The 12824-nt window shown below is 42.4% G+C and carries 14 protein-coding genes; 4 read left to right on the forward strand and 10 right to left on the reverse strand.

The genetic code is table 11. The features are described 5' to 3' along the window. Window positions 1-274 precede the first annotated feature (274 nt). From FCV43_RS06310 to FCV43_RS06325, 4 genes are all read left to right on the forward strand, one after another. The gene (locus tag FCV43_RS06310) at window positions 275-823 is read left to right on the forward strand and encodes a sigma-70 family RNA polymerase sigma factor (RefSeq protein WP_017052466.1); all 549 of its coding nucleotides are present in this window, start codon (window positions 275-277) and stop codon (window positions 821-823) included. Further along, on the forward strand, window positions 816-1541 hold the full coding sequence (locus FCV43_RS06315) for a DUF3379 domain-containing protein (protein ID WP_136994358.1): 726 nt from the start codon (window positions 816-818) through the stop codon (window positions 1539-1541). Before FCV43_RS06310 ends, FCV43_RS06315 begins: the two co-directional genes overlap by 8 nt. A gap of 278 nt (window positions 1542-1819) precedes the next feature. After that, window positions 1820-3100: an outer membrane protein transport protein gene (locus tag FCV43_RS06320; protein WP_136994360.1), complete on the forward strand. Its 1281-nt coding sequence runs from the start codon at window positions 1820-1822 to the stop codon at window positions 3098-3100. Window positions 3101-3396: 296 nt separating this feature from the next. Further along, complete coding sequence (locus FCV43_RS06325; protein WP_136994362.1) at window positions 3397-4671, forward strand: outer membrane protein transport protein; 1275 nt, start codon at window positions 3397-3399, stop codon at window positions 4669-4671. Between the two features lie 161 nt (window positions 4672-4832). Here the strand turns inward: FCV43_RS06325 and FCV43_RS06330 are convergent, their stop codons facing one another. The 10 genes from FCV43_RS06330 to ccmA form a co-directional block, all read right to left on the reverse strand. Continuing rightward, window positions 4833-5639 carry an MlaA family lipoprotein gene (locus FCV43_RS06330; RefSeq protein ID WP_017052470.1) on the reverse strand — a complete coding sequence of 269 codons (807 nt, stop codon included), beginning with the start codon at window positions 5637-5639 and terminating at the stop codon, window positions 4833-4835. 117 nt (window positions 5640-5756) lie between these two features. Then, window positions 5757-6977: a c-type cytochrome biogenesis protein CcmI gene (gene ccmI, locus FCV43_RS06335; protein ID WP_113796803.1), complete on the reverse strand. Its 1221-nt coding sequence runs from the start codon at window positions 6975-6977 to the stop codon at window positions 5757-5759. Beyond that, entirely contained in the window at window positions 6977-7462 is a 486-nt protein-coding gene (locus FCV43_RS06340; protein ID WP_017052472.1) for a cytochrome c-type biogenesis protein, read from the reverse strand. Before FCV43_RS06340 ends, ccmI begins: the two co-directional genes overlap by 1 nt. Further along, entirely contained in the window at window positions 7459-8010 is a 552-nt protein-coding gene (locus FCV43_RS06345; RefSeq protein ID WP_113796801.1) for a DsbE family thiol:disulfide interchange protein, read from the reverse strand. The genes FCV43_RS06340 and FCV43_RS06345 overlap by 4 nt, the downstream gene beginning before the upstream one ends. Beyond that, complete coding sequence (locus FCV43_RS06350; RefSeq protein WP_017052474.1) at window positions 8011-9993, reverse strand: heme lyase CcmF/NrfE family subunit; 1983 nt, start codon at window positions 9991-9993, stop codon at window positions 8011-8013. It abuts the gene before it with no gap. Beyond that, a complete protein-coding gene (gene ccmE, locus FCV43_RS06355) occupies window positions 9990-10475 on the reverse strand; it encodes a cytochrome c maturation protein CcmE (protein WP_136994366.1) in 486 nt (161 codons plus the stop codon). The genes FCV43_RS06350 and ccmE overlap by 4 nt, the downstream gene beginning before the upstream one ends. After that, complete coding sequence (gene ccmD / locus FCV43_RS06360) at window positions 10472-10678, reverse strand: heme exporter protein CcmD (protein WP_017052476.1); 207 nt, start codon at window positions 10676-10678, stop codon at window positions 10472-10474. Before ccmD ends, ccmE begins: the two co-directional genes overlap by 4 nt. Before the next feature lies 1 nt (window position 10679). Beyond that, window positions 10680-11432 carry a heme ABC transporter permease gene (locus FCV43_RS06365; RefSeq protein ID WP_136994368.1) on the reverse strand — a complete coding sequence of 251 codons (753 nt, stop codon included), beginning with the start codon at window positions 11430-11432 and terminating at the stop codon, window positions 10680-10682. Window positions 11433-11529: 97 nt separating this feature from the next. After that, the gene (gene ccmB, locus FCV43_RS06370; RefSeq protein WP_017052478.1) at window positions 11530-12198 is read right to left on the reverse strand and encodes a heme exporter protein CcmB; all 669 of its coding nucleotides are present in this window, start codon (window positions 12196-12198) and stop codon (window positions 11530-11532) included. 1 nt (window position 12199) lies between these two features. Next, complete coding sequence (ccmA, locus tag FCV43_RS06375) at window positions 12200-12817, reverse strand: cytochrome c biogenesis heme-transporting ATPase CcmA (RefSeq protein WP_136994370.1); 618 nt, start codon at window positions 12815-12817, stop codon at window positions 12200-12202. Window positions 12818-12824: the final 7 nt, after the last annotated feature.

Consider the following 12824-nt stretch of genomic DNA (forward strand, 5'->3'; position numbering starts at 1 on the left):
GAATGTATATAAAGCAATTAACTTGCGCCAATTGAAATAATCAGTTTCCTGATTAGGAGAAAGTAAAGTCAGCCTTCAAAAGGAAGTTGTTGTCTTGCTCAACACGCTAGTCATAAATGACTAACTAGACAACAATGTGTACTATAACGGCTTGAGAGCGCGATATTTTGAAGTAGATCAATTTTAGTGTGATTTGCAACTTTCGAAACTGGACATAAATAAAAAAAATGCTATCCGCAGAGCAAAAATGGAGGCTCATGTGTCGATATTAAAAATGTTTGGAAATAAAAAGCCAGATCGTCCGGTCAACTCTGATATGGACAAACAAAGAAAATACGAAGCGCTTGTAAGGGCCTACCATCGAGATCTATTCCGCTACGCTTATTGGCTATGTAAAGATAAGAGCGTTGCTGAAGATCTTGTGCAAGAGACCTGCTTAAGGGCATGGAAATCTCTCGATAGCCTACAAGACGAAAAAGCGGCAAAATCTTGGCTCATTACTATCTTGAGACGAGAAAATGCGCGACGCTTTGAACGAAAACAGCTTGATCTCGTCGATATTGATGATCACGGCCATGAAGCCAAGATCAATGATGACCCACATCATCAACAAGAGTGGCTTCAAGCACAAATAATGAAACTAGAGGTCGATTACCGAGAACCCCTCTTCCTACAAGTTGTAGGTGGATTCAGTGGTGAAGAGATTGGAGATATTTTAGATCTCAACAAAAATACGGTAATGACTCGCTTATTCCGAGCCCGCAATCAATTAAAAGAGATGTTGGATTCGGATGAGAAACAGAGAGGGCAGCAAAATGGATGATTTAGAATTTCGCCGCCGCGTTTTGTCTGACCCAAAACGGCGAGATCAACAGCTATTAGACGCATTAACAAATAATGAAGCTAACGGGAAGTTTCTTGATGACGTTTTAAATTTAGATACACAAATATCTAACGCAATGAACGTTGATGTTCCGGATGATTTAGCCGATCGAATTCTATTTAAGCAAACATCGAATGAACAGAATATCATCAGACCGACTTTTGCTAAGCGTGCCATGGCGATGGCGGCATCTGTGGCTTTTGCATTTGGTTTATTAGTTGGGCAAGTCAATTGGGGTAATATTGTGGTTTCCCCAGCACAAGCAAGTTTAGCCGATACCGCGATGAAGCATGTCGTCGATGAAAGCAGCTTTGTAAACGTACTGGATGAAAAAGTCACTTCTCAGCAAATCAATGCCAAGATGTCACCTTTTGCTTACCAGTTCGATCAGAACTTTCCTTACCATGTTTACTACTTAAATCATTGTGGCTTTGGTAAATCTAATGCGATGCATATGGTTTTTCAGGGTGAAAAAGGCAAAGTCACGCTGTTCCTAACAGGCATTAAAAGTGAGCAGCCTATCGACTTTAATGAAAAAGGCATGTCAGGCGTTGTTACTCCAATTGGCAACACCAGTATGATCATCGTCGGGGAAAATGGTGAAGATGTCGCTAAGATCGCCGAAAACCTAACACCGATGATACAACCTGCAAGTTAATTCAATTTTCAGCCCAGCATTCGTGCTGGGCTGCTTTATTTTAATCTATCATTCAATTTCCTCCTGCATCGGCAATTCAACTTAGAGTTAAAACTCTAAAACCATGCATTTACAACCAATATCGTGCCAGATAGCCATCATTTCTGTAATTTTGTCGACATTTAATTCAATGGTCGGATTTCTATACCTTATACTAACCGCTATTATCCGTTCCCAACTGAGTATTAACTCAAATTAAATCGCCCTATTAGAGGCGGGACATCTCAAGGAAAACACTAATGACTAATAAAACGCGTCTGTTTAAAAAGTCTCTTTTAGCAGTGACAATTACTTTAGCCTCTAGCCAAGCAATGGCGGCAGGTTTCCAAATTAACGCACAATCAGCAACCGGCATTGGCCGTGCATTTGCTGGTGATGCGGTAATTGCTGATAACGCTTCTGTCATGGCGCGTAACCCAGCAGCAATGGCACTATTCGATAAAACCGCTTTCTCCATCGGTTTCGAAAGCATTACTTCAATGATTGAAGTAAAAGATGCACAGTACACTGGTTTCGATGGCGCGACTCATAATGCAAATTATGATGACGCTGGTGATACATCTATAGCACCAAATATTCACTTAATTGTCCCAATTAACGACAAGTTTGCAGTTGGTGTGAATGCTTACTCTAACTTTGGTACCAAAACTGAATTTAGCGACAGCTATGTCGGTGGGGAGTATGCAGGTTTAACAGATGTAAAAAGTGTCAACGTTGGTGTTGCAGGTTCATACCGAGTGAATGAACAGTGGAGTTTTGGTGCTGGATTAGATTTCATTTATGGTAAAGGTACTCTTGAGCGAACTATGAGTTCAGCAGTTGCAACTCCTGGTTTTGCTCCATTTCCACAACCAGGTTCTACAGCTTTAGATGCAGAAGCGGACGGTTGGGCGGTTGGTTTCAACTTAGGTTCTGTTTACGAATTAGATGAAAATAACCGTTTTGGCTTAGCTTATCATTACGCTCCAAGATTAGAAGCTGAAGGGGATATCAATTACCTAGGTCAGACAAGCGATACGCTATACATTCCATTGCCTGATATTGCAGAGTTTTCTGGTTTCCACAAAATCGAAAATACTAAATTTGCAGTACATTACAGCGTACAGCTAATCACTTGGGGTGAGTTTGATGTATTAGAAGCTGATGGCATTGGTACTCTTAATGAATATCAATGGCAAGATGGATGGCACTACTCAATTGGCGGTACATACTACCTCAATAATAAGTGGACTCTGCGTGCTGGTTACATGTACGACACAAGTGCTCAAGATCAGGTAACTTCAATTTCAGTACCTGATTCAGATCGCCAATGGTTCTCTACAGGTTTCACTTACCACATCACTGAAAAGTCCAATATCGATTTCGGTTTCACTTACCTACTAGGCAAAGATGTGAAAGTTAATGAATCCACAGAAAACCCAGCAGCAGGCATCATTGGTGGGGATAACATCTCATCGATCAGTGCCACAACTCACGCAGATGCAATCTTAGTCGGCTTACAGTACAGCCGTACTTTCTAAGCACAAGCTATTTAGCACTCTATGTAAAAGGCTGGTTTTCCAGCCTTTTTTTGTGGCTGCTATACTTCAATATCATATTTTCAGTGTACAGTTGTTAGCGAAACTGCCTATTCCATACCACATGTGTTCGCTCAAAAATCAAAACCATCTCGCAACAATTAGCATAAACATCTATATAAAAATTAAATCTAGCCATTTATCCTCAAAACATGCTTTTCATCGAATTACATTTTTAAAGTAATCACTCTAACATTAGAATCACGCTACTAAATTTTATCAGTTCAGCGAACATTATAATGAAATCAAATAAAACTCTTCTATCTTTAGCGGTCGCTTTTAGCCTCGCATCTGTATCAAGCGCCACTAACGCGGCAGGTTTTCAGCTTGCTGAATATTCAGCAACCGGTCTTGGCCGTGCTTATGCTGGTGAAGCGGCAATGGCTGACAACGCAAGTGCACAGTGGCGCAACCCTGCAATGTTGACTTATTTAGAAGGGACACAGATCTCAACTGGTGCAATTTATGTAAACCCAAATATTAACGTTGACGGCACAAGTGCTGGCAGCATTAAAGCTGAATCACACGACTTTGCTCACGATGCGATCATCCCGAACCTTTATATTTCCCACAAATATAATGACCAATTTGCCGTTGGTGTTGCACTAAGCACTAACTACGGTATGGAAACGGATCTTGGTACTGACTTTGCTGGCGCTAACCACGGCAACGAAGCAAGCGTGATCAGTAAAGAACTAAACCTCAACGTTGCTTACCAATTAAATGAACAAGTAAGTGTCGGTGGCGGTGTTCGCTATGTAATCGCAGAAGGTAGCTTTGGTGCGGTAGCTCCACCGCAAACAGGTGCACTATCAGGCACCACTCTAAAGTACATGGAAGGCGATGATAAAGCATGGGCATGGCAAGTAGGTACAGTTTGGCAGATCAATAATAACCACCGTGTTGGTTTTGCTTACAAATCTGAAGTAGCACTAACACTTGAAGGCCATGCTAATGGTGCAGGGTTTGACCTTATTGCAGCTCCAAATGTTAAAGCAAAATATGCGGGCTCAATGGAGCTAGCACTTCCTGCAACCGCTGAACTTGCAAGTTTTCATCAATTAACAGACAAAACAGCTGTCCATGCTAGTATCAACTGGACTGATTGGAGCAGCTTTAAAGAATTGGTAGCACACATTCCTGAGCTACCTCAGCCAACACAAGATATCAAAAAAGAGAACTGGAAAGACAACTATCGCTTTGCCATTGGTTCAACTTATCAAGCAACACCAAAATTAGCGTTACGTACAGGCGTAGCTTACGATACTTCAGCAGTAGACGAAGCCGACCGTACCGCGACTATTCCAGAAACCGACCGTACTTGGTTGAGCGTTGGTGCAAGCTACCAATGGTCTAGCCAACTGTCTTTAGATGCTGGTTACACCTATATTTTCGCAAAAGATGCGAAAATGCACGAAGATGATGCTAAATCATCTATGTTTGGTGGCAACTTTGAAGGCGAAGTAACAGGTAATGTTTGGTTAGTCGGTGTTCAAGCTAACTACGTTTTCTAATTCCGTTTCTGAATCAAAAGTTTTTGAATAAAGAATTTCTGAATAAAAGGTTTCTTAATAAAGAGCTTCTGAATAAAGAGTTTCTTAGCAAAAAGCTTCTTCGTACAAAAAAGGCTTGGTTTCATACCAAGCCTTTCTTTTATCGACAGTGACAAGAACCGTTAAAATTCTTCATCTAGATATTCATCAAGATAAGCTTCTTCATCTTCATCAATTTCAGTTGTGGTGTTAATTTCAGCCTTAAAATCTTGGCGCTGCAAGAATACCTCACGAGACAATGCATATGGATCTGGCGACGTTTTTAGCTGTCCCTCTTGAGGAATCAACTGCACTCGTTTTTCCATCCCCTCTAACGCCCACTTACCTAGCCCAGCCCAAACATTCAAATAACTAAGCGGCACATACATTCCATCAACGGTATCGGTGACTTCTCGAACGGTATAAGGTCCGTAACCAGGGAGCATCAAATACGGGCCGTTGCCGACACCATAATGACCAAGCGCATCACTGAACGCTTTATCATCGTTTTTAGGTATTCCTGCTTCTGATGCAATATCAATTAAGCCCACTAAACCAAACGTAGTGTTAATCCAAAAACGGTTAAAGTGATTGACCGCTTGCTCTCCATTACCCATTACGAGGTTATTTACCATGCTAGAAGGTTCATCTAAATTGGCAAGCACGTTAATAATACCTAGGCGTATCGGGTGAGGAACATATTCAACATAGGCGACAGATACAGGACGCACTAAATAGGGGTCAAGATAGTCGTAGTTGATATCCCACATTGCTCGGTTAAAGCTTTCAAAGGGATCGCTAGGGTGTGTTTCATCGATATTAGCTGTTGAGTCAGTTCCATTCACAGCATTACTTTCATCAATGACTTGCTTTTCCGGTGCACTAGAACAACCCACCGTCATCAAAGCTAAAAACAGACTTAAATGTAATTGTAATCCGCGTGTTAGCATTCTATCTTCCATAAATAAGGCCAGCGATGCTGGCCTAAGTAGCAATATACTTATTATACTGATATTCAATACCATAGAAATAAGTATATTTAATATGTAATCAACCGTTTAACTACATCAGTATTGCTGCTCAATCTTCAACGACGCAGGTTCACCAAGAGAAACGACTGAGCTTTCACCATACCAATCACCATCTCGCGTTGAAACATTTCCGTCACTATCCAGTCTAGCTCGAACAATTAAGCTCTCTAGATCCGATAGTTTACGACCTTGCATCATACTATTGCCGTCATCCAATACGATCGTTCTTGGGAATGAACCTAAAGGATATCGAGCAGCAGCAATTGGCATTGGCGCGCCATCAGCACTATGCACTGAAACCACCAAAACAGCGTTACTTGATGGATTAACTTGAGCACCTAATGAGATAGTAACCGCGACATTTTTACCACTTGGAGTCGCTTCAACGCCCATTTTCTTCTTAGCATTCTCAATACTACGAGCCAACATAGTATAACGGCTATCATCAGGGCCAATCATTTGCTGCATAATACTCCAGTATTTAACCGCAGCCGGATAATCCTGACGCTCAAAAGCATCAAAACCAAGTAGAGAAAAGACTCGCAAATCGACATAGTCTTCCTGAACGAGGCTACCGAGCAATCGACGCGCTTTGTCTTGATCAGCTTCATCTTGAGACAACATCAGAGCTTGAGCATAACCCAATTTAACATCTTCATTCTCTGGTTCGAATCGATACGCCTTGCGCATAGAGTTAATGGCAGTTTCAACATCACGGTTCGCTAACCCAATTCGCCCAAGTAGCAACCACCCTGTGGAATCTTCAGGTTGATAATGTAAGCGAGTACGAAGTGCTAACGTCAGGTCTTGCATCTCATCATCAGTTAATGCATCGCCTTCTGGAGACATCAATTTCTTCGTTAATGCCGGTAAATTGGCTGAAACGTCTTGCCATTGCTGCACTTTATCTATCGCACCAAACTTCATATACATGGCATAAGAGAGTGCAATCACCAATAAAAACGATGGTAGTAAAATAACGGCCGCCGGTATTTCGCTACCACGACTGTTTTTTTGCTCCGTAGGGATGTCATCCAAAAGCGACTGCTTCAGGTCTGAAATCAGATCTTGTTGATCATCCACAAGCCCTTCATCGGCTTCTTCTTCAAGTTCAGATAAACGATCTTTGTAGAGAGCTTTGTTTAATTCATCGCGTAGTGCTTCATCATTATTTGCCCTTTTTTTAATGAAAGGCATCGCAATAAAGAGGCAACTAATAAGAGTAAGAACTAGACTCGATATCCAAAATAACGTCATTACTGTTTATCTCCGTCTTTTTCTTCATTAAGCAACGATTTCAAACGTGCTTCTTTCTCTTCATCCCACTCTTTAGATTCTGCCGTTTTTACCACTTTAGATTTGCGGCTGCGTACCACAATCAGAGCAAAACCTAGAACGATGACAAACAGTGGTCCACCCCATAACACCGATGTTGCTAGAGTCAACGGCGGGTTATAAGTAACGAAATTGCCATAGCGAGCGATCATATAGTCAATGATCTCCTGCTCCGACTTTCCTGCTTTCGTCATTTCATATACTTTTTGGCGAAGATCTTGTGCTAATTCTGCGTTAGAGTCACCAATCGTATTATTTTGACACTTAGGGCAACGCAACGTGTTACTTAGCTCTTTGAATTGCTGCTCTTGTTCAAAGTTATCAAACTCATGAACTTCAATTGTGGCATAAGCTGAAATTGACAGAAGCATGCTCGTCATAAAAGCAACGAAGATACGTTTCATCATTTCGCCTCCTCCAGAAGAGCTTGGTACATTGGTTGCAATGTCTCTTTCCAGTTAGCTGGATTAACATCACCAACATGGCGATAGCGAACTACGCCATTTGCATCAATTAAAAAAGTTTCAGGTGCGCCATACACGCCAAGATCTAGCCCTAACATACCATCACCATCAAACAGGCTAATCAGGTATGGGTTGCCTAATTCAGTTAACCACTGCACCGCTTTATCACGCTGATCTTTATAGTTAAGACCAATGATTTTCACACCATCTGACGACAATTCATTAAGGTATTGATGCTCGGCATAACATGTCGGACACCAGGTAGCCCAAACATTCAACAGCAATGGTTCGCCCTTGAAAATAGCTTGATCATGCAACTTTCCTGGTTGAGCTAAGTCTTCTAAACGAAACTCTGGAACTTGTTTACCAATCAATACCGATTCCAATTTGGTCGGGTCATCACCTGAAGAGTTTCGAACAAGCTGCGATGCAAAAACCGCCGCTAGAACCATAAACATAACCAGTGGGACAAATAATATTTTCTTGTTCATCTACGCGACCTTCTCTTGTTCACTGCTGGTTGTTTTTGATGATGACGATTTACGGAAGCGGTAGCGTCTATCACTAATTGCGATTAAGCCACCTAGTGCCATCAATATTGAACCAGCCCAGATCCAACGAATAAAGGGTTTATAGTAAATTCGAACAGCCCATGAGCGGTTATCATCCAGTCTCTCACCCATTGCAATGTATAAATCACGAGTGAAACCGCTGTCGATAGCAGCTTCTGTCATCATTGAACGAGTCGTTGTGTAGAAACGTTTTTCAGCGTGTAGCGTATTAACGTACTTACCTTGTTGCGTGATTTCAAAATCAGCGATGTAACCATCATAGTTTGGTCCATCTTCATCTCGTACGCCAGAGAAGTAGAAATTGTAATCTTCTATTTGGAAGTGCTCACCTGGCGCAAGACGAACATCACGTTCAATGCTGTAGTTCTGCACCATTGCGATACCAATCACAGTAACAGCCAAACCAATATGTGCGAACATCATCGCCCAGTGACTGCGCTGAAGTTTTCTTAACCCTGTGAAAAAATCGTGACGGTGAGTTGCACGTTCATACAGCTCAAAGCTGTGCATGAACACAATCCATAACGCCATAACCCAGCCCATGTAGGCCATTCCAGTGAATCGGTCTGCCAATAGCCAAACCATAGCTGCGGCTAAAGTGAATGACCCAACACCAGAGATCAACATTGGTTTGATCAGTGCTGACATATTGTCACGCTTCCAACGAACCAAAGGACCAATACCTAATAGGAACGAGAAAGGGATCATTAACCAGCTAAACAACATGTTAAAGAATGGAGCACCGATTGAAACTGAGCCTAAGCCAATCTGTTTGTGCACTAGCGGAAGCAGTGTCCCAACCAGCACCACAACCAAAGCTGCAATCAATAAAATGTTATTTGAAAGCAATGCGTTTTCGCGTGAAATAAGACTGAAGTTGCCGCGAACTCGTACCGATGCACCTTTCACTGCAAACAGCAGTAATGAACCGCCAATCACAAAGACTAAGAAGCCGAGAATGAACATGCCACGAGCCGGATCTGAGGCAAACGCATGAACAGAGACTAAAATCCCCGAACGAACAAGGAAGGTACCTAATAAGCTTAAAGAGAACGCTGAAATAGCGAGTAGCACTGTCCAAGCTTTAAATGTGCCACGCTTTTCTGTTACAGCAAGAGAGTGCATCAATGCTGTACCCGCTAACCACGGCATAAATGAAGCATTTTCTACTGGATCCCAGAACCACCAGCCGCCCCAGCCAAGTTCGTAATAAGCCCACCATGAACCTAGTGCGATACCAACTGTTAGGAATGACCACGCAGCGATAGTCCAAGGACGAGACCAACGGGCCCAAGCCGTATCTAAACGACCAGTCATCAAAGAAGCGATAGCAAATGAGAACGCCACTGAGAAACCAACATAACCCATATATAGCATTGGTGGGTGGATGATCAAACCAGGGTCTTGTAATAGAGGGTTTAGATCTCGACCATCAATTGGGAAGAATGGCAGTGTTCTCAGGAATGGGTTCGAAGTGACGATGATAAACAGTAAGAAACCAACGGAAATCATCCCCATAACCGCGAGTACCCGCGCAACTGATTCTTGCGGCATGCCTCGGCTAAATGTCGCCACTGCAACCGTCCATCCTGCTTGAATGAGAACCCATAAAAGCAAAGAGCCTTCATGCGCACCCCAAACCGCGGTAATGCGGTAGTACCAAGGAAGTAAGCTATTCGAGTTACTCGCCACATATTGCAGCGTAAAATCGTTTTTGTAAAAGGCCCAACATAGAATAAAAAATGATAGGCAAAGCATGATGAACATACCCCAAGACAAAGGTCTCGCCGTATTCATCAATGTGGTGTTATTTCTCGATGCTCCCACCAGTGGAAGCAGACTGAGTAACACTGCCAACCCTAACGATAGGATTAAAGCAAAGTGACCAATTTCAGCAATCATTGATTACTTCCTTGAGTTTGTTCGTCTGTGTACGTTAATGGCTCATGGGTTTTCTTCATTGCTTCAGCCACTTCAGGCGGCATGTATTCTTCATCATGCTTAGCAAGCACTTCAAATGCTTCAATTGTTGTTGCGTCAAGTAGAACCCCTTGAGCAACAATACCTTGGCCTTCACGGAAAAGGTCTGGAAGAATACCATCGTAAACAATCGTCACTTTTGGACCAACATCAGCAAGATCGAAGCTTACTCGTAAAGATTCAACATCACGCTTTACAGACCCAACCACGACCATACCACCGATACGGAGTCTTTGGCCGACTTCTGGTTTGGTCCCGTCATCTTTGCCATTGACCAATTCCGTTGGCGTGTAGAACAGATCCATGTTTTGATTCAGTGCATATAGCATTAAACCTACTGTGGCACTAATACCAATGAAAAGAGCGAGAATAATACCAAGTCTCTTTTTGCGTCTTGGGGTCATAGTGTGTTCTCCATATTTTTTGCAGCATCAATTCGAGCTTGACGATCGATTTTAGCTTGTACATCGCGAAGTAAGGTTTTACCACGCTTAATGCTTGAGATAAGCAGAATAAACATCGATAAGAAGGTAATCCCAAAAGCACTCCATACATAGGCCGCATAGCCGCCCATGTTCAACATCGCGCTGAATGATTCAAAATGCATATTAGTTACCTCTCTTAGCGTTATCTAATGCTAATTGTTGCACCCAAGGGCGATGGCTTTCTTTACTGATAATTTCATTTCTGAAGCGCAGCATTGTCACCGCTCCAAAGAAAAATGCAAAACCAAATATATTCAATAATAGTGGCCATAGCATATCTGAAGAGATAGATGGTTTATCGAATTTAGTAATTGAGGCACCTTGATGAAGGGTATTCCACCACTCAACTGAGAAGTGAATAATAGGTAGGTTAATCACACCAACAATAGCCAAAATACCCGCCGCTTTAGCTGCCGTTTTCTGATCATCAAATGCGTGATAAAGCGCAATTACACCTAAATATAAGAATAGAAGAATAAGTTCAGATGTTAAACGAGCATCCCAAACCCACCAAGCTCCCCACATAGGCTTACCCCATACCGCTCCAGTCAACAAAGCGATGAAGGTAAAAACAGCACCAATTGGAGCCATTGCCGCAGCTGCCATATTCGACAACCTTACTTGCCAAACCAGACCAATAAATGCTGCGATTGCCATAGACATATAAGCGCCCATAGACCAAATAGCCGATGGCACATGAATATAGATAATTCTAAAGCTATCGCCTTGTTGATAATCTGAAGGAGCGAATGCTAACCCCCAAATAGTACCGCTAAACAAACACAATATAGCTAATACAGAAAACCACGGAAGAAGTGTGCCGCTTAGCCGATAAGCGGTTTCCGGTTTGGCATAAGGATGGAGCCATTTCCACATGTTCACTCTCACTTTTACTTCAAATTGCTAACAATGCTATTACGCGTTGTTGATTATTATATTTATAATTAACTCAATTAGAGCTGTCGAAAATCAATTAGTTCACACTGACTCTTAATGCAGCACTAATCGCAAATGGTGTCAGCGTCATTGCTCCCATAAACATGGCACCTAAAACGGCAAGTTGTCCATTATAAGCCACCCCTAAAGATGCCGCATCAATTGCTGAGGTAGCAAAAATTAGGATTGGAATATACAGAGGTAAAATCAATAGGCTCAGCAGCACGCCACCTTTTTGCAGCCCGACAGTCAAAGCGACACCAATTGCACCGATAAAACTTAACGTAGGTGTTCCGACAAAGAGGGTTAGAACGACCGCTAACCAAGTATCGAAATCAAGCGATAACAACACCGCCAGTAACGGACTGATTAAGATAAGAGGCAACCCCGTTAACAACCAATGCGCGATGACTTTTGACATCACAACTAATTGTAATGGGATGGGCATTAGCATCATCTGCTCTAAAGAGCCGTCTTGAAAATCATCACGGAATAGTCGTTCTAATGATAATAAAGCAGATAGCAGCGCCGCTACCCAGACAATACCTGCCGCAATTCGCGCTAATAAATTAGGCTCCGGCCCAATACTCAGCGGGAATAAAGTAATAACAATAATAAAAAACCACAGAGGGTTAAAAATGTCAGCTTGCCTGCGAAATGCAATTAGCAATTCGCGGCGTACAATCGTGCTCATCGCTGAGATCATGTTAACCACCCAACTTAATTTTTCGAAGTATCGGATTATCAGCAAACATGTCTTGGTGGGTCGTGAGCAATACTATGCCCCCACTTTGCGCATGCTTTAGAAAAAGCGCTTCTAACACTTTCACCCCTTGCTTATCAATTGCCGTTAAAGGCTCATCAAGGATCCATAAAATCTGTTCACTAAACCATAGACGAGCCAGCGCGACTCGTCGCTGTTGACCAGCGGAAAGCTGTCCGACGGGTACATCCTCTCTACCAGCAAGCCCAACTTGAGTGAGCGCTTGGAAAATGTCTTCTCTAGAGGTGTTATTACCATGAATAGATTGGTAAAAATTCAGGTTCTCAAATGCGGTGAGCTCGCGCTTCACTCCTGTTTGATGGCCTAAAAAGAGCAAGTCTTGATGGTAGGTATCGCGGCTAGATTCAATTTGCTCACCTTTCCACGAAATCGTACCTTCGTCTCTCTCGCCTAAGCCAGAAATAATGCGTAAAAGTGTTGTTTTACCCGTGCCATTTCTACCTTCAACTTGAACAAGTTCACCCGGTTGAATATTAAAGGAAAGAGATTCAAACAAAACTCTCTCATCGCGAATTGCAGTTAAATTAGATACTTCGAGCATAAATTTT

Origin of the sequence: Vibrio genomosp. F6 (genome assembly GCF_005146325.1) — a bacterium.
Taxonomy (GTDB): Bacteria; Pseudomonadota; Gammaproteobacteria; order Enterobacterales; family Vibrionaceae; genus Vibrio; species Vibrio cortegadensis.